Genomic DNA, 23,559 nt, shown 5'->3' on the forward strand with positions numbered 1-23,559 from the left:
GTCTCTGTGGTTTCCCGCTCACCATTGTGATTTGCATCCTCTCCTCCATCGTAAATTCCATCACAATCTGTGTCTTTGTTCAATGGGTCTGTCTTCGTTGTGGGGTCTGCATCTGGTATGAAATGTTTTGGAGTGAGGGTTATATCCGTATCTAATAATGCTGTAGTTACTCCCAGCTCAAGTCCATCTGGCAATCCATCTCCATCTGTGTCATAATTCTTCGGGTCTGTCCCGTACTTCTGCACCTCGTCGCCATCACTCAAGCCATCATCGTCTGTGTCCGCATCGTTTGGGTTAGTGCCAAGCAACACCTCAACATGGTTACTCAACCCATCAAAATCACTGTCCAGGTTGGAACACGCACGCCAATCAAGGGTTTCCTGATGATTCTGCCAGAACTCCTTTTGGCTGTGGGCTGTTGTGGGATCTGTGGTCATACCAGCATAGGTGAAGTTTAGATATTTTGTAGCATCGCCTAATTTGTATCTGATATAAAGACAATATTGCAGGGTATTCGTGTCTCTTGTGGGTGAACTGTCGCCAAATAATGCCATGTACACATATGCACCATCTGGAGCAAGCACTTTGGCATAGGTAGTGCCATAAACCGTTTCAAGCACTTTTGCTTCCTGTGGCAAGCTGTCTACAACATTCTCGAAATGGAACATGCCTCTTGTTTGTGATGTGAGATTTGGATACTCGCCATCTCCACGCAACAAAGGTACCACAACCCAGGAATCACTTGTGTATATTAATCTCTTTGCTCCTTCATCATACCTTGCATTCGTACGGAACACACAGTAGGTCTCGGAAAAGTCGTGATATTGTGAGGAAAGAGCGGAGGTAGTGTAGTATCGCACCTCTGCCCTCAAAACCCTTTGCAGGTGTAGAGGCTTCGCTACCCAGATATATTTTCCCTGGAAGCTCTTCACAGAGTTATAGCTGTGGTTCGTCTCAACTTCATTGTTTGTAGCAGGGTCTATAATAGTGTAGTGCAGATTCACATATGCCGTGGAAAATGTGCTTATTGGATTGCTCACTGTGATTTTCACTGTGTTGTTTGGCATAAGAATGCAATTGGTGACTGTTTCGGGGATAAGAAGTCCTCCGTTGTCATTTATGTCCTTATCCCAGGCATTGATGTCATCCCAGCAGCCAAGCATTGTGTCATAGTCAGTGTTGTTTCGCCATTCGAATTCTTGGCCATCAAGGAGCCCATCGTCATCACAATCTGGGTCTGTTGGGTCTGTCTCAAGGTGCGTGTTTGTACTTGCATCTATGTCCAACACCGTGTTCCGTATGTATCTGACTGTACTAACGTCTTTCACAACCACCCAGTTCTCTTCACCATCGCTCAAGCCATCATTGTCAGAATCGTACATTTTGAGGTCGAGAATGTGCGTCTTTGCATGATCACTTTCGGGCGTAAGAATGTAGCACCACGGATTTTCTCCCTTGTTGTATTTCGCACACCAGTACGGCGTGCCTCTCAGATTCTTGAGGTAAAGGGCTTCAGTTCCATCCTCAACGCCATCATGGTCAGTGTCTGGGTTTAATGGAGATGTAAGATGGGTAAATTTTTCTATCTTAATCTTTCCATCTTCCCACTGCCAGCCACCACCATAGAGTTGATAGACGGCTGCAGCCTCCCCTATCTCTTTACCTCTAGCCCATTTGTAACCATTCTCGCCTATTCTCAATTCTACATCCCAATTTCCCTCTCCATAATTACTGCCATCTTTCCAGAGTGGCGCGACTGCACTGTAGCCCCATTCATTCGCCAGCGTGTTGTCAGTGGCAGCTTCAAACCAGCCATCTGGCAGACCATCTCCATCTGTATCTCTAACAACTGGGCTTGTTTCACCTTCTGAGAACAGACCATCTTCGCCGACCTCATACCAATCTGTAAGTCCATCATTGTCCGTATCCGCATCCAGTGGATTTGTAAATAGATACTCTTTCCCATCACTCAGTCCATCACAGTCTGTATCTGTTAAGAGCGGATTTGAGTTTACTTTTACCACAAAAATTGGCTCTGCAGTGGATAAAATTTCTGGCTCGCCTCTTACATTGAAAGTATAGAGGAGCTTGGACTTGGGCAAGGCATAGGCGGCAAGCGGGTCCAGTGAAGACGAAATGAGTAGCGAACAATCCCTCACACTGATTTCCCAGCCCTCCATCTCATCACTGTCACTCAGTCCATCTCCATCAGTATCCTGGTTTAACATATCTGTGAAAGGAACAAGGACATTAACATAGGGTGCAGATGGAATCTCCTTGCGTTCAAGATAACTGAACCTCTTCGGCGTTGAGACCTTCTCCACATAAGCACCGCATGTCCAGGGTTCCAATTCCTGGCTATCAGAAAGACCGTCGCTGTCTGTATCCTGGCTTATCGGACTGCTTTTTGCATATTTGAGCATGAAAAATTCATTGTTTGTAAGGATATACAAATTGTCTGCGCTATCAACACTGACGAATTTGACATTCCCGTTCCACACAATGGCATGTGTGTTGAGGTAGGGATAGAACCTTGAAAATGGGGGCGAGGCAATGTAAATTCCAGTTGCTGTAGCCCAGACCAAGCTTCCGTCTCTCAGCACGCTGATGTCCTTCTTCTCTTCCGTATCCGTTGGTACTCTGAGTTCCTCAGGCGTCCGTACCTCCGCTGCATTTCCAAAGTAGCATCCATTTTCATTCGCTGCGATGACCTCATATCTGAAATCTGTAATCGCCAAACTTTCGCTGAAATCTACTTCTTTTGCATCCACATCCACAGCATAAACCTTTGAATTCGTGGCGAAGAATACTTTCGTTAGATTAACAGCAAGGTCTATGATTTGCGGAACATTTTTGACAACAGTCCTTTCAGCATAATTCCCTGTCTGCTCTTTCTTATAGCAGACGAGATTGTTGCCGTGTTGGGTGAAAATCGCACCCGAGACATTCACTGCAAACTTTGCTCCCAGGTTGAGCGGTAGCGGATGGAGATACTGTTCCTCGCCATAACGCTCAAATTTACCAGATGCAATCTTAAATGTTGTATCCTGGTAGTAGCTTACATAGATTGTGTTACCGCAAAATTCAATTTCCGAAAGAGATGCTGGAGTAAGCGCCACATTCTTAACATAAATCTGATATTCCATTTTAATCTGCGAATTCCGGGCTGCAAGGTAGGGCGAGAGTTCGACACCATCATCCAGCCCATCATTGTCGCTATCTGAATCTACCATGTTGGGTTTTCCATCGCAATCAGAATCAAGGTTCCATGCTGTTTCCTTGCCATCAATGACCCCATCATTATCACTATCTGGATCCACCATGTTGGGTTTTCCATCTTCATCGCTGTCTCTCATGGTATCAATCTCCACACTGTCTATTAGTCCATCGCCATCACTGTCTGTATCGTGGGCACAGGAGAGCAAGTCGGTTATGCCATAGGGATTTGGCTCCTCTACATCCAAATTCCAGTTTAGCTCCGCCCCATCTCTAAGTCCATCATCATCCGTATCAATATCGAATGGAGAACTGACATAGATTTCCTTGTCTCTGTAGTTTGGATTTGGATGCCAATCTGTGAGTAGCGTGGGAGTTGTGAAATCTGGTACAAACACATGGCATATGCCAGAATAACTCTGGTTCAGTTCTGGGGGAAGTGCAGGGCACCAGAGGTAGAGATTTTCGCTGTCGGCAGCCCTGTAAAAACCACTTCCATCTTCCAGCATGTAGAGTTTGAAATTATCTGAAGTTGTCAGCGAAGAATTGGTTATGTTGATATAGTGTATATCTGACATCAACCATGAATATCTATATCTCACAATAGTAACCCCATTCAATCCCTGAGCCCTGAACTCAATCCATGTTCCAGGCTTGTAGTTTGCAGCAGTTAAAGCCCCTTGCACTGCATTTGTGCGGAACACCACCATGCTTAATTCCTGGCTATCATTCAAACTGTCATTGTAGAAGAGAGAACCAGAATAGAAAGCATCTGTATTTTCAGAGAGTGGATTGGTGCCTGTGAGTCCTTCAACACTGTTGTTTACTCCATCTCCATGCCTGGCCTTTTCTATGGCTCTAAAACCACTGTAGGTGTAGAGCTTGATGGCTGGATTGAGGTCAATACAGAACTCCCTGCCCTCCTCTGTTATAAAAACTGAGTGTCTTGGCCTGTAATCTATGTTTTCCTTCCAGATAAACCTCTCTCCATTGTATTTCAACACAATATAGAAGGCAGAGCATGTGATGTCTGGATTGTCTATCTTATACCACCCGTCCGAATTCAGAATTACTCTCTTTTTCCAGAGCAATGTGGAATTTGCAACGCTCTGATTTTCAGTATACTCTCTAATTTCTACAATAAATCCTGCATTGTTCGGGTCTTCAGCATCGAGAGAGACACTGATTGAGGAAATGAGGGCAGAGCTAGGGTTCTCTATCAAAACAGCCCAGGAGGGTATGCGTTCACTAAATTCCATGTGGTAGTCAAACGAAATAGCGTCAATAGAGAAATTGTAGCCCTTTCCATAACCTAAATTCTTCCAGACCTCATTCTCGCAATAGGCAAAAGGAGTTTCTTCTGTGTCATCGGAGTTTCCATACCATTTAATCCCGCCAATGAATGCCTCGCTGTCGCCCTCACTTGTCCTCTTGAATACAATATAGCCCTGGCTCAAGTAGATGTTACCAAAACTCACAGTCACATTGCTCATGCTGGCGTTAACTGAGACCACCTTGCTATCTAGAGGTGTCCCAACCCCGAGTTCACCTGAGTAGATTACCACAGTTATTCTTGAGGAGTTCGAGGAGGCACTGAACATGATTGTTTTGATTTCCATCACATGGGAATAGTTCAGCACCACTGCTCTTGCTGTTATAGTTTGGTTTATTGTGAAATTATAAAATGTTGGTCGGATTGGTGGGCCCTGAAAACCCACTTTTGTGTCTTCTTCAAGTTCTTCCTCAAATATGTCCACATCTCTTGCTCCATCACCTGAGTCAAGCGGGTTGAGCAGGTGCAAGATGCCACTTTTCCTTGGCTCCCAGTATCTATCAAATGGTTCCTTTGTCGCATAGAGCACTTCATAACCATCGGGACACCAATCTCCATCCGTATCAAAATTCGTTGCATTGGTTTCACCATAGAAACGGATAAAACCGTTTTCAAAGTAGTGGGCAACTTCAAAGTTTGCTGTGCTGAAGTCCCACATCCCCCAGAATGTAAAATTGTCATGCCTGCTGTTCAGATTTATGTCCTCAAATTCCCATACCTGGATTTTACCATCGCAAATCCCTGAACTGTGCCAGTTTTCCGCCCTGTATTTTCCTGTTTCATCAGGGTAGTATCTCCAACCATCTATGAAACCATCTGGCAATCCGTCACCATCAGAATCTGGGTTTGTGGGCGAGGTTTTACTGGAAAATTCCTGCCAGTTAGACATTGGGAAATAGCAGAAGGGAGAACCAAAGAGGAGAAGACGGTCAAAGTAAGAGGAGGACTGAGGTTTCGATGGATGGCTTATCGTTGTTTCCACATTGTCTCTCAGACCATCCATGTCTGTATCCCTGCAAAGTGGCTTTGTTCCCTCTCCAAACTCAACAACATCCTCAAGCCCATCCGCATCCGCATCTTTTGTCAAGGGTGAGGAAAGATTGGTCTGCTCCATGCCATCCCATAGACCATCGTAATCCGTGTCTGGCTCAAGCATGTTCGTGCCCCTGCGAGAAATTGTCAATCTTCCATCGAAAAGCAGGGAAAGGTTTATGCTCGGTGTGAGCAAAATTTCAAGCCAGTATTTCCCAGATGAAAGAGTTGCAGAGGCAATGTAGCTAGCTTTCACATAGCATCCAGTATCATTGCTATACACCGATTTAAAATTCCATGAGATATTTGTGGTTCTCTGTTTCCCTGCACCATCTATTATGAATAACTGAACCATTTCACTGAGGTTATCTGGAATTGCCTCCTCGCCTTCCTCAACCTCAAAACAGGCTTTTATTATTTCCTCATTAGATGTGGTAATTGTGTAATGTCCACTGGTTTCTGCAATGAATGGCACCGCAAGTTTTCCATAGCCCGCTGCGTTTGCAGAAAGCACAACACCGAACTGGAGGTAAGAATTGTCCGCTTTCTCGCTGAAGCGGAAATCAAGAGCATCCTCCAGATGGACAATGCTAACAGGGAAATAACTCTCAAATTCAACACCGTCGCTCAGCCCATCAAAGTCAGTATCCTGGAGAAATGGGTCTGTGAAAGTTGTGAAGGCAGCGTAAATTCCAGAGATAGTTGCGTTGCCTGAGGTAACAATGCTTACTGGAAAGTTAGAGTTTGCGGTGTAACTTAAAATTCTGGCTCTTGAAAGGAGATTACCAGTGTTCTCATCCATGATGAATGAGTTGTGCTCCCATTCAATGCTTCCATCAGCACCCAAATCTACGCTCACATGACTTGTGTAGTAATCTATTTCGTTGTTGTAGGGAAGCCAGACCGCTAACAAACCCTCTGAGAACGCCATGCCCATTGGAGAACTGCTGACAGCATCTATGTGTTTTTCCTTGGCACTGGTTAAATCAAGGCAGCTTATGTCAATTCCTGAAAAGTTCTGGTATGCAATGGCCAAAATTCCCCGGTATAATTTGAAATCAACTATGTTCTGGGCATCAGTAATAAAATTAGTTTGTCCTGTGGAGAGATTGTAGACATAGAGAGACATACCATCCACCCAGACCACATGCTCACCCCAGATTCCATAGTTAGGAATAACTGAATTGCTTCCAACCAGCGAGACATGAAACTTCTTACCACTAAAGTCAGCCACAAAATCAGAAAAATCAATAAGAATCAGTGCAGTCCAGCCAAAAGCGCTGGCACTCAACAGCATTCTGTCTCCATAAATTTTCGGGTCTGAGAGGTCCCAGGAAAGGTATGCGGTCTCACCTGTACCTTCAATTTGTTCCAGCACCGTCTCGACAAAACCATGGCTTGTGTTTTTCACAAGATGAATTTTTGTTATGCCTTTTTCCACATTGAGAAAAACCACAGTGTTGTTTTCCACATCTGGCATAATTCCCTGGTAGGCCAGCACCTTCGCATTTTCTGTAAGCGGTGCAATACACACATGTGGGCTGCCAGAAATTTCTTCCTCCCAGGCAACAAGGGTCTCAGAAGCTGTGAGATTTCTTGCACTCGGGTCCCGTTTTCCAATCGTAATTTTTTCTCCAGTCAAGAGAGAATATGCGTTTATGATACCATTACTTTCAATCCAGATAAGCCAATCTCGTGTTGTTGCTACAGAAACTACGGGTTCTTTTGTCAGAATCTGGCCCATGCCTGGACTTGCCGTAATGTTAAATGAAAGCGTGTTCAAGCTTGCTCTTGCAGGCACATTTATGTGGAATGTCCCAGATTTGCTGATGTTGATTGCAGAACCTTCAATTGCACTGGTTCTTGTAAGCGTTGTGAGGTCAAAAATATTGATTCTATCTATGAGGACTGAAGGTTTGTCTATAATCTGGGATGTGCCGTTTGATGTGAAGTTCAACAAATCATTCCTGTTCAGCGTGCCTGTGAACGCATACCACTGATAGGCGTTTGTGAGGTTGACCTCTGCCTGCCAGCTTCCTGCTTCCAGCTTTAGTGCCCCGCAGTCCTCTGTCCTCGCCCTCACCCTGACAAGAGCATCAAATTCATATCTTGTGAAATTCAGCAAACTAATGTCTAGTGATGCTACCTCCCCTTTCTCAATCCTCAAAGCAAGCCCATTGCTCGCATTTTTCTCAACTATCTTAGATGTGCCCAACCACTCTGCCTCAATGTAGGCAGAGGCATTGGCAAAGCCGGGAAACTCAATTCCATCAGCAAGGGCATCATCATCACAATCTCTTATAAGCTGCGAAGTTACGCGTTTGTAATACAAATCCGTTGGATTCCCTTTTTCATCTGAAATTCTTATGAATGCAAGTTTTTCAAAAAGAGTGTAGTTGGCCGTGTTCTGAGAGAGCTGGGTTGAATAACCTGTAATTTTGAGGTCGTTCAAACCTTTAGAACCTACCACAAAGCTCTCGGTTTCATACCACTGGTATTCCATGCAGAGCGAAGTATTGAGTATCTGGATTTGCGTGTCTGTATCTACCAGAACGACAATTCTATCTGTATGAGGATCTGAAGATCTTGCTCTGAATAGTACCCTATAAGTGCCCCGTTCTAAGTTCAATGATTGGCATTTCACTGTGGAATAACCTATTAACATTCCTTGCTGTGTGGATTTTGGAACTACACCATTAGTCACATTGGTCTTCTTGAATGTCCAGTTCACACCATAGAGCGTGGCACAGTTATCTGTAACCTTTTCTATTTCCTGGAAGTTGGATGCATCCAACCACTTGATGTTTTCTGAGTTTTCATTAACATTGTAAAGCCCATCTTCATCTGAGTCAGCGCATGTTATCCGCGGCAGAGTAATCGGAGGACAAATAATTTTGAGAATGGAATTTGAGGTCACAAGAGAGTAAGGGGCATACCACTGAAGTTTGCTACCGTTTTTCACAAAATACCACTGGGAGGCAACCGCACTGTTGTTTTTCCTGACAAACACCAAGGGGTTGCCAAACACATCACTACCCTCTGGAAATATGCCCTGCTTTGTGTGTTCTATCTCAACTGTGATGCTGCGATTGGAATAAACACTGGAACCCGTTTCACACAATATTGCCTTCGGGTTAAGATTGTCATCGTAGGCATAGAGGGTGCTCTGCTCAAGTTTTGCATCAACCTCCACATAGTTCATCCTGAGAGAAAACGCAGTTAAATTTGTGTGCTTCAGCCAGATACCTGTGCCTGCAGAAATTTGCACGGCGGAAATGGTGAGGTTCCGATTTTCAACGATCATGCCATAATCCTGAGCATAGATTTCCGTGTTTTCTATCACAATTTCCCCGTCTTGATAGCCCATTACTCCTCCAATCTTTATGTTGTCAATGTAAACCCCGCCAGAAACTTCGGCACTAGAAACAAATTCAAATTCTATTGTGGCGTTGAGGTTCTCAAATTCCTCAAGCGATAGCAATGCTTTGCTCCAGCCACTTGTAGAACTTGTGGTTTCAAACAGAGGTATAGAGTTTACAGATACACGGAAAGCTGAATTTTCCGCAAGCTCAGCACTGTAATCAAATTCAAGCAAGGGTTTTTTGCAATCGAGAAGTATGCTGAACCTTGCTTTTGCGTCCATGTTGGACTTGTAGAGTTTTGTTGTTGTCCCAGATACTTTAATTGCATCAATGTAAGCACCCTCTGTCAGATCACCATAGTGCTTTGCTATAAAAACAAATTTCAACTTGATTTCCTGGCTAACAAATTCAGTTAAATCCAGTTCCTGTGACACCCATTTTCGTTGCTCCATTGCCATCGTGTAATTTGCAAGCTCAAGCGTTGTTGTGGAGTTCTGGAGGAAGAGGAGGAGATTTTGTTCGGGGCTGAGGTCTAGCCAGAGAAGATAGGAAAGGATTGCACTCGTGTAATTTGTCAGATTAACAGTGAATTCATGGCTAGTTTCAATTCCCCTATCCGCTCTCTTTGCCTCAAGATTTGAGACACTCTTTATTCCATAGACCCTTACATGCTTGAGGAAAACGCCAGAAAATTCGTTTGCCCTGTCTGAAATGAACCTGAATCTGAGGACTTTTGCATTTTCTGGTAACTGCAGAATTTCTGTAAACGGCCCCATGGTGAGAGTCCCGCTGTAGGTTTTCAGAATCTTCCAGCTATCTGTATAGACCTCAAAATTGAGATAATCGCGTTCGGAGAGGTTGTAGAAGAGGGAGTAGTCAATCTGCACCTGCTCCCAGTTTGTGAAATTGACTTCATGTTCAAGCGAGGCATCCATAAAGCTATCGTATCGCATAACCGCAAGATTTGGAATGCTCTTTGTTGCTGAGATTCCTATATTGTCAAGCCAGATCTCACCATTACCGACAAGCCCGAATCTAATTGCAGTGAACGGTATTGCAGTTACGAAACTGCAGTGGCTCCAGCGTTTCCATTCCTGGCTTTGCTCGTAGACCCGCTTCCATTCCCCATCATAAACCTCAACGAAGAATTTTGTGCGGTCTGAACTTCGCAGAAAGACAAGGTCAAAATCAAACTTCTGGCTTCGTGTATCTGTGACATCAATGGCTGTCTCAAGCAGAGCAACCAGTGGAAACACACTAGAATTATCTGATATTGTTGCATGAGCGGAGAAAGGTGCAGTGAGATTTCGGTTACCCAGCACCCAGGATTTCGTGCCATTATTCCTCCAGTTCACGAGCCCGTAATCAAAATCCTCTGAAAAGACAGGCGAATAAACTGTATCGAAGAGGTTGCTTTGAGCTCCTTGTCCAGCACACCAGGCCTCATAGCCATCATTCCGTTTCAGTATCCCCCAGGTATCAAATCCACTTCGCTCGTCAGCATCATAGCTTTTCCAGTTTCCGAGCCCTTGCGAGAAATCCGTAGCAAGATAGGTTGTGTAGTTGTATGCTCTTACTTCAACATCATCAATCCATGCACCAGTGCTTACATTAGAGCCATCACTCACAAATCTGAAGTAAACTGCATCTGCAAATCTCGAGATGAACAGTTTCTCTATGCCCTTCATCTCACTCTCGTATTTTCTTACCACAATGTGTTTGCCAGCAGAAACATAGCCCACTTCTAGATAATCGCCACTTGCAACAGCAAGTTCCAGATTGAAGGAAACGGTGGCAAAATCGTAGGGGATTGAGACAGGCAGATACATCACCGCATTCATGAAGTTATCATACATCCTTGCTCTGATGTTCATTATTGCCATCTCATCTCCGCTTCCTGCACACCAGGCCTTTCCGTTAAATGGGCCCCAGTAATCCAATCCAGAACCCTTGTTTTCATCCCATGCCTTCAAATGAAATTCTGTAAAATCCTCAAATGCAACGCAGAGGCCCTGGTCTTCCCACTGCATCCCCTGCCCCGCACACCACAAGCTGTAGTTCCCTTCAGCTATCCTTGTATCACTTAGCCCAAATGCATCCACACCGTTGAAGGGCTGAGTGTCTGTGCTCCCACTAAATTCTTCAAAACTTTCGTAAAAGGCGATGCTTTCTGCATCCTTGCTTGCATTCCCAGCACACCATAAACTCTTGTTTCCGAAGGCCCTGGAGTCGCTCAAGCCCCAGGTTCCATTGCCGGTTCCATCTGCAAAATCCCAGCTCTCGCCTGTGAAATTCTCAAAATTCTGGTTATAGAGTGTTACCTGAGGCGCTGAAACGAATATTCCAAACCAATTGAACACATTCAGGAGTAGCATCCTTGCCTCTTCATCAGCGAGACAATCAATGGAGAATTCTGTGTAGAAAACCATGTAGTTGGCTTTTACAGCAACGCCAGCAGTTTTTCCATCACCATAGTGAAGGACAGCATTTTCTGGCTGTGTAAGTACATAGCCCTGAGTTAAACTGTACTTTGCATTTATCCACCCGCTAAAATTCGCGAGAAAGCCAGTTCCCAAAACCTCCCTTGAGCTCGTATGCCCTCCATACATGGCATTGAGTTGGGCAGTGTAAAGGTATGTGGAGTTTATGTCTCTTCCAATTCCCTGTCCAGTGAGAATTAACTTGCCAGAAGTGTTGAGATAATCTGAAAGCAGCAAGGTTTCAGTGATGTTGAGTGTACTAACTTTACCACAGCCTGTGAACCAGAGCACAACTGAGTAGTTTTTGAGGTCTGTGGGAATTCCCTGCTCCTCAACGCACCAGTAATCAAAGCCGATGCCCATGCTTGAAAGCAACGCATAGTAGAACTTCTCTACGCTTTCATTATGGTCGTCGTCCACAAGCAGGGTCTTGTTACCCATGCCTGGCAGATAAAGGCCTATTTCTGTGTCACCAATCGTGGAGTTTCTAATCGTGGCCGAGTTTGTATTTAGAATCAGACCACCATAGTTTTCCCCAGCCCAGGTACCCAGAATCGTGGAGTTCTCGCAGAAAAGGGTGCCGTGAACAATGAATCTGTACTGGGTGAAGTTGGATTTTATAATTGAGTTCTCTAATCTTAAGGTCGCTCTATATTCCACCAGAAGCTCTGGTATGGCGTTTCCCTGCTCAAAAACAAGTGTGGAGTTTCTTATTTCTAGAATTGCACCACTCCGCACAATTAAGCTAGTGTTAAGTGTGTAAAACCTATCCTCAAAAACTGTATCCTCCAGAATTTCTATCGGTTCTGCCCTGCTTTTAACTTCACTCTCTCTGCTGGTCTCTCCAAGTGCAGGCAAATTGAATAATGTGGCTAAAAGCAAAAATACGCTGAATAGAGCTCCAAATCTTCCAACAATCGCAGTTTTTCTCTCAGAATTCGCAAAAGTTCTCACCATAATGTAACTAAATGCAGGAATAATATAAAGATTTTGGAGGGTGGGACTGTTATTCGATGTCCTCAAAATCTACATTATACTTGATGCAGACAGATTGTTGTCTATCCAACTCTCTCGTAAATGTCTAAAATCTTTTTCTCAACATCTTGCAGTGTCCATATCTCCACATTTTCACACTCTTTTATATTCACATCCTTCCCCACCAGCAGGTATCTCTTTTCAAAATCTCCAAGTTCCTGCACTTTGGATGTTCTCTTTTTTAGGTTTTCTAAATCACGATGGTTTATTGTTCCCAACTTTACTTCCCCGAAAATCGCTAGCTTCTTTTTTTCATCAACTGCCAGAATGTCTATCTCATCTTCTTCTCTATTCCACCACTGTCCAACTCGCATCTCTGGATAAAGTGATGAATACAAAGCTAAAATAATCTCTTCATACACACGCCCAAGATAAGTATAAAAATCGTTCTTTATCTGGTTCCACACAGTATCCACTTTTCCGAGTTCTAGCATGTTTTTGTTCGGATACACGAATCTGAACCAGAAGGTGAAGTAGTTGTCTGCAAGCTTGTAGTGACGCATCTTCTTCTTACCAAATAGAGGTTTTTCTTCCTTCACTAAATTGCATTCCTTAAGCGCGCTGAGATACTTTGAGAGCGTGCCACTGTCCATGTTGGTGGTAGAAGCAATTTCAGAGAAGCGCCTTTTGCCATTACTTATTGCATGGAGAATTGAAAAGTATCTCTGAAATTCCCTGAATTCCATCCGCAGAAGAATTTCGGCTTCCTCGTATAGCACCCTATCTTTTCTCAGTATCACATCCTTTATGTTTTCTTCAGCACCCTTATTTTCGTCCGTCTGGACTATATAGTAAGGAATGCCATCCATTGCAGCATAAATTTTCAGAAATTCTAAAAAACTGTATTTTGGCATGAGCTTCCATGCCTCCCAAAACTTCATGTTTTCCACCTTCAACTGCAATGTCCTTCTCCCGTGCATCGGATAGCCGTAGGAAATACCATTTAATACCCGAACTCCATAGGCATAGTGATGTATGTTGACTTCAGCGTTGCCAGCATCATTGGGATTATCCCCGCCATTGTACTCCTCTACAACCTGCTGAAAAAGTATGAAAGACCCTATGTGGAGTTTGCCCTCTTTGATTTTGGCAGAGTAGGACTTGGGTTCGTTGTTGGGCTGTTTGTGGGTGTGGTTGTAGGCGTGGTGCGATATGTATTCTACGATGTCATAACCACATCAACATTTGTGGAGCCTGTTATTCTCATGTTGGCTTTCTTCCCCTTTTTTGAAGAATTACTCAAGCTCATCATCCTCAACACAAAGTTTTTCCACAGAAAATTCGACACTGTCTTTTATGGAATTTCACTCGGGACGAGCATTGGGCTGATGAGTTTTGTTTCTCTAGCACTCATCATGTTGCGTTCCACAGACCTTGGAGCAAGCCCGCATCTCATCGGTGTGCTCCTCCTAGTAGCTATGAACTTCATCTTCATAAATGCCTTTACTGGTTCCGTGATTGGTTATGGCGTTCAAGCAAACAAAATCTGGAGCCATTTGGTGAGGGCTGTGCTTTTCAGTGCCATCAACAATTTCCTGCTCTTCCCGTTTTTCCGTGCGATGCCAGTGCTCATGTATCTCTTCTTGATTTTTGCATTTGTTTATTCAATCTTCACACTCTACCTTGTGGAACGGAGAGTAATTCCATCTGCAATTCCAGAGCAAGTAAAGAAAGAAATAAGAGAATGGAGACGAAAACATGGTGGAAATTAAATGTCCATATTGTGGGTATGTGTTTGATACCGCAGGGGGATTACAATGTCCTGGTTGCGGTGCTACCTGGGCTGCGCCAACTCAACAGCCAGAGGTTGTGGAAGTCAAGCAAATTCCCAAAAAAAGGAGGAGCAGAGCCTGGGTTGGACCAGTGATCGGGTTGATTGTGCTCTTTATAATAATTATCTTGATACTTTACACGCCACTTGGCTCCTACCTGGTCCACTTTTTTTCTGGCACACCAGCATCTGCCACATTCACTGTGAAGCGTGAGGTTAGCTTCATAAGTTCAAAACCGATAAGTTATGAGTTTCACATGCCGAAAATGGTTTCTGGCATAGGACAGGAGGTGCGAAATGTTGAGCCACTTGAGGGTGCGGGAGAACTCACTGTGAATGGGACCACATGGTATGTCTGGAAAGCCAGCGAAAAGATAAGCGGCACAGCAAGCGTCACTTTCACAGTGCATGCGAAAGAGATGAAGTGGAAGATAAGTGCGGGCGATGCTGCAGATGACTCAAAAATACCTGCAGAGCTCAAGGCAAAGTATCTGGGTAGGGAATGGAAAATTGACCCTTACCTACCAGAAATCCAGAACCTTGCTTCAAACCTTACAAAGAATTCCACCAATGTTTATGATAAACTGGAGGCAATTTACAAGTACATTCAGCAGAAAATCAGATATGTGAAGGGAAGCAGTGGCGAACCAAATGACCCACTCACAACATTGCACACTGGTGTTGGCGATTGCGATGACCAGAGCATTCTATTCTGCTCACTTGCCCGTGCCGTTGGAGTTCCTGCCTGGCTTGAACTAGGTGCAATCTATATTCAGATGGAAGGGAAATGGGGGCCCCATGCCTGGGTGAGAACCTACATTCCCTACAAGAGCGGAAGTGGTGCTTATGTGAACATTGATACTGCAAACAGCATGTTTCTCACGCGGGATGCACTTCGTTATACGGACTGGGTTAGCACTGGCAATGGCGATGACCTCAAGTTCTATTACTTCTTCTTCACCTACAGTTATCTTGGTTCAGCACCAACAGTCAACCTGAGCGATAACTACATCACAATTTCAATGAAAACAGAGTTTGCTTAGCTCCTTCCTCGTGTCTCGCCCATTACAGAAAGGGAGCCGAGCATGTGGGCAATTCTTATTGGTTCTGGAATTGAGCCCTGCACTGTGAAACGCTTCAGAAACAGTTTGGCTGAGGCCAAATCAGTGCCTGCAATTCCCACATAAACTGGCTTTCGCACAGCTTCAACACAATGCAGTTTCATTTTTGAAATTATGGCCATTCTATGTTCCCAGTCATCAAATTTCTGTTTTAATGTCCTTTCAATCTCCGCCAAATCCGGTTTCTTTCTTGTCACAGTAATTACAGGTAAACCAGTTGTTCTGTGAATTACTTCAATTTCCACAACATTGAAACCAGCAACTGTACATCCATCAAGAAAAATTACATCCAGTTGCTCAAAAAATCTTGTGTTTTTTAAGCGTGAGATAATTCTTTCCGTGGCATCCAGTCCATCAACTTCAACCGTGGTGCGGAACATCCCCTCTATGTAGTTTTGGGCCCTGACAACTGCGAAAAAAACTTCGCATGAATCTTGAGTGAATTTAAACGGTGCGTCGTCAATCCCAACTGCCCTCACAAATTTCTTCATACCTTTTCCTTCAACTCGTTGTATAGCTCCTCAGAAATCTTGCCTTTTCTCAGCAACGCCTGGAGTTTTTCCACCCTTTCTGGCTTCGTGAGCTTTTTCATGTATTTTTTTCCTGTTCCTTCCTTCTCTTTTCTTGTAAGATAGATAAATCTGGAGGCATGGAAAACTGCAAAAACTGCAAACAAAACAACGGCTAGATAAATCAGGGTCTTTGCCACTTCATAATTGCTCAGGGTTTCTGGTTCCGCTTTCCCGCCTCCATCTCCTGGGCTTTCGCTGAGGGTTTCAAAACAAACTTTATCAAGCTCGGTGATTGAGGAAGGATAGCTTCTGGTATTATTGGAGGCATCGCAGGAAACTGCCTTCACAAAATACTTTTTCCCCTCACTCAAATTTGTGAGGAGAACGAAATGGTCGGTTTTCAATGTCGCATCCACTGACGTGAGGTTCCCAAATTCTGTGGTTTCGCCATACAGCAATTGCGTTGTTGCAGGTTCATTTGTAGTCCATCTTATCTCTGCAGATGTCTTCGTGATGTTCTCAATCCTGAAATTTGAAATCACTGGGGGTTCATCATCAATCTTGTCAATTCTTGCAAAATAATCCAGCACCGTCTCTTCATAACTGGTGTTCTTTGGCACCGCTGCATTGTCTGGAATTGTGTCTGCTGCGTTCGTGCCATCAACGCCAACTACGCATACCACAAATTTTATGCTCACTGAGGGAAAGATTCTAGTGTAATTTTCACCGTAAAGCACAAACCATGGAATTGCAAGTTCAACCGCCCCATTCACCTTTGCACCGCCTGTCTCCCCCTTCAAAATGCTGTATGTGATGTCCTCTGCATAACTTGAGTTTCGAACATGGTAAAAGTATCCTGGTAGATCATCCCACTTGCCATAGATGAACTCGCATGTAAATCCCTTGAATGAAATTGCTCTTGGCCAAACATTGAGATTCGCCATACTCGTAGTGCCATCATTTTCAGGCGTGGAAGCATCGATCAGCAAAAGCGTGCCATTGTCGTACCTGTTATCACCTCCCCAGTAGCCAGTGATGTAATCGTAGGAGAGGTAAAGGTAGTTTTCATCCCATGCATAATAAAGTTTCAGCACTTCATTGTCCACGAGATTCTGGACATCCGCGGCAGAGTCCTCACTTGAATCCACGACAATGTGGTAATTCTTCAGCCCTGCAGTCCATTCTGCATTGTAGCCATCCACTTTGATTGCCGTAGGTGGTAAATTCCCTGGTTGGTCAATCCCTGGCGAAACTCCTTCTGTAAGGTTGTATTCATAGTAGTAAAGAAATTCTTGGGGTCCATTATTCAATGCAACATTTCTAGTAGGCCAGGCGGCCCAGACATTGATTGCATCCTCCCATTGGCCATAGGCAAGAAATTTCAGGCCTGAGGGATTTCCGATAAACAACCTCGGAATTTTGAATTCAATGTCTGGCGTGGAAAAGAACCCGTAATCAAGCAAGGAATAAATGTCATTCCAAGCAGTCCCATTCCACCGCCTTATTACTGCATAACTCTCGCTTTCAATGCACACATAGTAGTCAGCTTCAATCGGCAATTTGTGCGTGCCATGCCAGTCAACAGAGGTTGTTGTTCCCCCAGGCAAACAATCCAGTGCAACAAAAATGTCGTTATCTGCACTTCCACGGTCAAACCCGAAGTAAAGGTTCTCAGTATCAAAGGTGAAGAAGAGCCTGGTGTTACCCGATGTGCCCAGATACTCGTCCAAAGCCCAGTCATCAAACTCGCCATCACAGGTTATGGTGTGGTAGGTGGTGGCACTTGCTGGAAATAAGGAAAACAGGATGGCAAGAGAAGTCATAACCAGCCCTATCAATTTTTGCGAATGCACGAAAGGAGGATGGCAGAAACACTCTTAAATCTTTTCTCTCTCCTCTTTCCTTCCACCCCATCTCCTGTAAATCTCGTTATCAATTCCAAGCACATCAAGAATTTTGCCCGCAACAAAATCCACAAGCTCCTCCGTGCTTTTCGGTTTTCCATAGAAACCAGGCATCGCAGGCAAAATCACAGCCCCTGCATTGGCAGCTTTAAGCATTGCCTCTATCTGAATCCTACTCAGTGGTGTCTCTCGAGGCACCAAAATCAGTTTCCTTCCTTCTTTCAGGCACACTGCTGCCGTGCGAGTAATCAAGTTATCTGCGATTCCATGGGCAATTTTTGCAAGGGTGTTCATGCTGCAAGGCACAATTACGCACGCATCAAATCTTGAAGAGCCAGATGCAAGTGCTGCAAAGAGGTCTGCATTGCTATAACTCGCTTTCACCTTTTTCTCCAGCTCTACCTTTTTCAGTCCTGTCTCATGCTCAAGCACTCGCTCTCCGTTCTCAGAAACTATCAACATCACCGCATGTCCAAGTTCAGAGAGCAGTTCTATCAAGCGAACACCATAAATCGCACCTGAGGCACCCGTAATTGCCACAACTACTTTCATTCTACCAGCCACCCATTCTCAATTAAGTCCTTTGCTCTGAAAACTGGTCCATCTTTACAAACCTGGAAACCACACACGGAGCAACTATCGCAGAGTCCAATTCCGCACTTCATCAACGATTCTATTGAAATGTAGGTCTCAACCTCATCAACGAGCGTTCTGCAAATTGCTTTGAGCATTGGCAGAGGCCCACATGCAAGCGCATAATCAAAATGTTCCACATCAAATTTCTTCACAAGCTCACTCACAAACCCCTTGAAGCCGGCACTTCCATCATCTGTGGCAATTGCTACATCAATTCCTGCCTTCCTCAATCGCTCCACAAAGAAAATTTCAGAGGCAGTTCTGAAACCTGCAATGAACCTACAGCTCCCACCGTTCACCAAAATTTCTTCTGCAGCTGGAGAGAGCGAGGCAATACCTGTGCCACCTGCGATAAGAAGATATCTTTTTGGCTGAATAGGATACTGCGTTCCGAAAGGTCCACGGATTCTCAGGATTTCACCTGTCCTTCGCTGATGAAGTAATTCTGTGGTTTTTCCCACTTTTTTCACAGTTATTCCTTTTATTTTTCCGATGTAAGAAAAACTCATGGGCACCTCCTCTCCCACTCCATCCCAGACCATGCAGAACTGGCCCGGTTTGACCTTCGCACCAAACTTAAAACGAAAAGTTTTCACAGAAGAGTTTTCCTCAACTACTTCAACGATTTCGGTGTGCAATGGCAACTACCTCCTCCACGCTTTCATACCCCTTTCTTTCCATGTATTTTTTAACCCCCCTCTCCAGCTTTTTGAAGAGACCTGCATCCTCTCGTAGCGCTGTCCCGACCTCAACCGCAGAAGCCCCAGCCATCAAATACTCAATCACATTTTCCCATGTGCTGATGCCACCGCAACCAATGATTGGAATCTTCAATGCCCGTTTCAACTCAAAAACGCATCTCAGTCCAATGGGTAAAATACCAGGACCACTGTAGCCCCCAATCCCTGCACTCAACACACTTCGTTTGAATTCTATGTCAATTCTTAAACCTCGCACTGTGTTAATAGCCACAACTGCATCTGCACCGCCTTCCTCTGCCGCAAGTCCGAGCGAAACAATGTCTGTCACATTGGGTGTGAGCTTCACAAACACAGGGACTTTCACTGCTTCCTTCACTGCACTTACAATTGATTTCACAAGCACAGGGTCCCTTCCCACCTCCATCCCGTAGCCAGAGGCATGGGGACAACTCAGGTTGAGTTCTACTGCTGCAGCACCATACATTTCCATTTTTCTTGCAAGGAGCACAAACTCTCTTTCATCCTTACCGAAAATACTGCCTATTATCGGTGCCCTGCATTCCCTGAGTTTTTTCATTTCCTCGCCAAATTTCTCTATGCCGGGGTTAGGCAGCCCCATTGCGTTCAAAACTCCGTGCTTAAACTCGAAGATTACCGGATTTTCATACCCTTTTCTTTCCTCAATCCCGACAGATTTTGTTACTACTGCACCTGCATGCTCAGCAATCCTTAACATCGTCTCTGCATAAGTGTCAAGGATTCCGGATGCTAGAATCAGAGGATTCTTCATTTGCAGCCCTGCAATTTCTACTGCAAGAAGGGGTGTTTTTCGCACAATACACGGAATTGTAGGAGAATATAAAACCGTATGCCTCGGATTTTTACTTAAAATTCTTCCCTGTCTATTTGGCTATTGCGAAAGACACGAAAGGTGCCATTCTCGCACTTTTAGCATGACATTCTTTCTGACAGGGGTACAAAAGAAAAACAAAAACACCTTATGCACATGACCGCGAAATATTTATATACAAATATTTATATACAAAAAATATAGTGTAATATGAGCAAAATAACAGTTTCATTTGCATTATATGTGTGGTGATTCTTGTGGTAATAATGCAGTTTCCATCTGCTGCAGGAGAGAAGCCAAAACTACAGGAAAGCCAGACAAATACGCGACCAGTAGGTAGTGGAGAGGCATGGCAATATGATAATCTTACAGCAAACGCCAGCATCTCGCCTAAGCTCTGCTATGCCTTTGGCACGCTCTATGCTGTCTGGGCTGATGGCTCTCTCATCTGGCTCGCAAAAAGCAGGGATGCAGGGCAGAGTTGGGGGAAAAGAGTGATTTACCAACTCTTCAACGAAGAAAATCATCCTGTTAACACATTCCTCCGTGACCAGGATGAAGTAACAGGATTTGAGGTTGGTTATGAGGGCTTGGTTGAAGGAGGTGAAACAAGCTTTGAGACAATAGTGAATGCATTTGCAGATTGGCCTCTATGGGCAGATAGAATGAATGTTTGGGCAACATCCTCAAAAGTGCACATTCTGGCAATAGACCATTACCCTGGGACATGGGGCCCATCACTTGAAGACTGGAGTCCCCTTGGTGTCCTTCTCTCAATTTGCAACCAATCCAACAAGAAGGCTGCAATAATGGAAACTGGTTTTTCTACTCCGGGGTGGTGGCATGATGAAGACTATCAAATAAATTTCATTAACGATGCTTTGCCAAAGATAAGGAGCAAAGCCTTAACTCAGAACATCCAAAGGCCTAATAAATTCCCTATAGCCACATGGTATGAACTCAGGGATAGCCATACTGGCAATTGGTGGAATTTTGAGGACAATTTTGGAATCCTTCATACAGGGTATAGCATGAAAAAAGGCTACAGCAATCTTCAAATCCAAATTAGCACTATCACTTGGGTGAAAATATGAATGAGAGAGAAATTCTTCTGGATAATTACGGGCCCTACATGAGTGCTTTGGGCTCAGTAATTTCTATCGGCCTATGGTTCTTGAATGCCTATTTCTTTCTCCTTTCACCAAATAATCCTCTGCCTTCGAATTTCGGTATTGCTGTAGTAGTTCTTTCCTATCTACTCCCATACTTTATGTGCACTTGTATTCACAACAGAAAAAGCATATTTTATTCTTCAGGCTCCCTGGGGGCTTTGATTGGTGCGATTATTGGGGTACCGATATTCTCCTTTCTGGGAGGACTAGGATTTTTGGGACATAGCCCAATGGGTGAAATAGAACGGGTAGTACGCGGTTTTACCATTGCTCTTATATTTGCTCCAATCCCTCCACTGTTTACTTTTCTTGGTGCACGCTATATGTGCAAGAGAGCAGAGAGGAAGCTCTCACAAAAGGAAGGTTTGAACCACAGGAGGGCTTAATATATGTTCGACTATACCTATCTAGGAATCGAAAACGCAAGCTTTGAGACAATAGTGAATGCATATGTAGGTGATGCAGTGATCACTACAGGATGGGCAGATCGGCTGGTGGTCTGGGCACAATCGCCAAAAGTGAACATTCTTGCGATAGATTATTATCCTGGCACTTGGGTGTGGGCTTCGTTTGATCAGTGGGCACCGCTTACTCATCTGTTCAACATAGCCAACAGCTATGGTAAAAAATGCGCAATAATGGAAACTGGGTTTAGTACATGGGCTAGTGAAGATACTCCTTCGTGGATCCTTGTGAACTACTGGCATACTGAAGATGACCAGGAAAACTTCATAAACATTGCACTTCCAATAATTCGTGGGAAATCAGCATCTCAGAATTCTTGGCACCCTAACAACAAGATGTTACTTGCAACATGGTATGAATTGATTGGCTCTGACCCATCTGTCACACCATATATCTGTGGCTTGCCAAACTCTCGACCAAGTACCTACGCATCAATTACAGAAGCTGAGGCGAATTTTGGCATTTGCAAAGATGATTTCACAATCAAAATAGGATATGATAATCTACAAATTAACATTAATTATTACTATAAGATGTAACAAATGGAGAAAATAATATGAAAAATCAAACTAATGAATTAATGGATAAAATAGGGCCATACACTAGCGCAGGTGGTTTCTTCATCTTTGTTTTCACGGTATATGTAATAGGTTCTATTCTCTCAACCCAGACAACAACGGAAGTTGGAAAGGTTGCTTCAGGTACAGTTACATGCCTTTCCTCCCTGTTTGTTTTATTTACTCCTCTCTTTTTTTGTACATGTATGCACAGACACAAAAAATATAAGATTATTTCTCTTGGAGGTATTGGAGGTATGCTCGGATTAGTTGTTGGCTATCTATTGAGCTTTCTTCTAAGTCCGTTATTTATTGTAGCTTTATTCTTACCGGGTTTTGGTGAAATATTTATAGACAAATATTCTTTCTCTTATTTACATGTTGGATTTATTTCCTTTTTTATCTATCTTTTTTCCTGGTACTTTTGCAGGAAGTTCGGCAAAAGATGGTGGAATGAGAAGGTGTGCCAATGTGGGAAGTAAACAAGAATACGGGAAGAACAAAAGTAAACTTTCAAGGGGTAATAGAATGGGCTTTGCTCAGCATAGCTCAAGCTCACGAAAAGTCTCCCAGATACTCTTTTACCTATATCTCTCCAAAAATCACATCAATCACATGGACTCCCTCGTATGAGAGTGCAACAGTTTCCTGGTTTACAACAGTTCCCACGACTAACAACTATGTGATAATTGATGGTAGAAATGTAAGTGCAAGTGGTGATGGCTCTACAACACACAGTGCATCTATCTACAATCTCCAACCTTCAACCACATACAAATTCACAGTGTACTCAACCTACAGTGGCTCACCAATGGTCCAGAGTGGAAGCGGGACAACGAGGATGCGATTGATGTTACATGGCCTATGGGATAATTATGCACCGGGTACAGGCAAAATATCCTTTATGGTATACTGGAGCACGACTTCCTCCAGCGGAATTTCCAATCATATCGGGATAATAAAATATAAGGGGATTGACATAACGGTAACACCAGTGTTCTGGGGCACAACTGGTGGAAGAACATACTGGTACATTCAGAAGGAGTTGAATAATCCATATAGGGAGGCAAACATACCAGTCAGCGTAACAATTAAAGGCACATACAGCGGTTATGAGGAGAAGAAAGAAAATGTGCCAGGGATTGCTTACAAGAACTCAGATATAGACAAACTGTTTGATTGTGAAGAAAATTATTATAACACGAATAAGTATGACCCAGACACCGATAGAGATGGTAGTTGGGATTCTACAGAGGTGTGGTTTATGAAAAGCGGTGCGAACCCAACAAAAACCCAAAGAACAACTGTAATTCAACTTTATGGGTATGGATTTAGTTATGATGGAAGAATGGAAATGGAAGTGAATGGGATAAGAATGCCACCTACAGACTATTACTATTTCTCTAAAGGAT

At 43.9% G+C, this 23,559-nt stretch carries 14 protein-coding genes; 7 read left to right on the forward strand and 7 right to left on the reverse strand.

Going from position 1 to position 23,559, the window contains the following annotated elements; all coding sequences use genetic code 11:
* Positions 1-12,380: hypothetical protein (locus QXD64_07880; GenBank protein ID MEM3397227.1), on the reverse strand; the 12,380-nt coding region annotated here is incomplete at its 3' end.
* 101 nt (positions 12,381-12,481) lie between these two features.
* On the reverse strand, positions 12,482-13,339 hold the full coding sequence (locus tag QXD64_07885) for an ATP-binding protein (protein ID MEM3397228.1): 858 nt from the start codon (positions 13,337-13,339) through the stop codon (positions 12,482-12,484).
* 90 nt (positions 13,340-13,429) lie between these two features.
* On the opposite strand from QXD64_07885, the gene QXD64_07890 reads away from it, so the two are divergent.
* Positions 13,430-14,170 carry a hypothetical protein gene (locus QXD64_07890; GenBank protein ID MEM3397229.1) on the forward strand — a complete coding sequence of 247 codons (741 nt, stop codon included), beginning with the start codon at positions 13,430-13,432 and terminating at the stop codon, positions 14,168-14,170.
* Positions 14,157-15,272 (forward strand): transglutaminase-like domain-containing protein, encoded by a 1,116-nt coding sequence (locus QXD64_07895; protein MEM3397230.1) that lies wholly within the window; start codon positions 14,157-14,159, stop codon positions 15,270-15,272. The genes QXD64_07890 and QXD64_07895 overlap by 14 nt, the downstream gene beginning before the upstream one ends.
* Here QXD64_07895 and QXD64_07900 read toward each other — a convergent pair.
* From QXD64_07900 to QXD64_07920, 5 genes are read right to left on the reverse strand one after another with little or no spacing between them, the layout of a single operon-like run.
* Positions 15,269-15,841: a DUF99 family protein gene (locus QXD64_07900; GenBank protein MEM3397231.1), complete on the reverse strand. Its 573-nt coding sequence runs from the start codon at positions 15,839-15,841 to the stop codon at positions 15,269-15,271. The two genes, QXD64_07895 and QXD64_07900, sit on opposite strands and share 4 nt — an antisense overlap.
* Positions 15,838-17,715, reverse strand: coding sequence for a fibronectin type III domain-containing protein (locus QXD64_07905; GenBank protein ID MEM3397232.1), 1,878 nt, complete (start codon positions 17,713-17,715; stop codon positions 15,838-15,840). Before QXD64_07905 ends, QXD64_07900 begins: the two co-directional genes overlap by 4 nt.
* Positions 17,716-17,739: 24 nt before the next feature.
* Positions 17,740-18,318 (reverse strand): UbiX family flavin prenyltransferase, encoded by a 579-nt coding sequence (locus tag QXD64_07910; GenBank protein MEM3397233.1) that lies wholly within the window; start codon positions 18,316-18,318, stop codon positions 17,740-17,742.
* A complete protein-coding gene (locus tag QXD64_07915; GenBank protein ID MEM3397234.1) occupies positions 18,315-19,046 on the reverse strand; it encodes a dihydroorotate dehydrogenase electron transfer subunit in 732 nt (243 codons plus the stop codon). The genes QXD64_07910 and QXD64_07915 overlap by 4 nt, the downstream gene beginning before the upstream one ends.
* The gene (locus QXD64_07920; protein MEM3397235.1) at positions 19,021-19,941 is read right to left on the reverse strand and encodes a dihydroorotate dehydrogenase; all 921 of its coding nucleotides are present in this window, start codon (positions 19,939-19,941) and stop codon (positions 19,021-19,023) included. The genes QXD64_07915 and QXD64_07920 overlap by 26 nt, the downstream gene beginning before the upstream one ends.
* A 269-nt stretch (positions 19,942-20,210) precedes the next feature.
* Here QXD64_07920 and QXD64_07925 point away from each other — a divergent pair, with 269 nt between their 5' ends.
* The 5 genes from QXD64_07925 to QXD64_07945 all read left to right on the forward strand — a co-directional run.
* On the forward strand, positions 20,211-21,047 hold the full coding sequence (locus QXD64_07925; GenBank protein ID MEM3397236.1) for a hypothetical protein: 837 nt from the start codon (positions 20,211-20,213) through the stop codon (positions 21,045-21,047).
* The gene (locus QXD64_07930; GenBank protein MEM3397237.1) at positions 21,044-21,511 is read left to right on the forward strand and encodes a hypothetical protein; all 468 of its coding nucleotides are present in this window, start codon (positions 21,044-21,046) and stop codon (positions 21,509-21,511) included. Before QXD64_07925 ends, QXD64_07930 begins: the two co-directional genes overlap by 4 nt.
* Before the next feature lie 3 nt (positions 21,512-21,514).
* Positions 21,515-22,129 carry a hypothetical protein gene (locus tag QXD64_07935; protein MEM3397238.1) on the forward strand — a complete coding sequence of 205 codons (615 nt, stop codon included), beginning with the start codon at positions 21,515-21,517 and terminating at the stop codon, positions 22,127-22,129.
* A gap of 17 nt (positions 22,130-22,146) precedes the next feature.
* The gene (locus QXD64_07940; GenBank protein ID MEM3397239.1) at positions 22,147-22,629 is read left to right on the forward strand and encodes a hypothetical protein; all 483 of its coding nucleotides are present in this window, start codon (positions 22,147-22,149) and stop codon (positions 22,627-22,629) included.
* Positions 22,617-23,559 (forward strand): fibronectin type III domain-containing protein (locus QXD64_07945; protein MEM3397240.1); only part of this gene is annotated, 943 nt, incomplete at its 3' end. The genes QXD64_07940 and QXD64_07945, both read left to right, overlap by 13 nt.

The sequence above is a fragment of the Thermoplasmata archaeon genome (assembly GCA_038874435.1).
Classification (GTDB): Archaea; Thermoplasmatota; Thermoplasmata; order Lutacidiplasmatales; family SKW197; genus SKW197.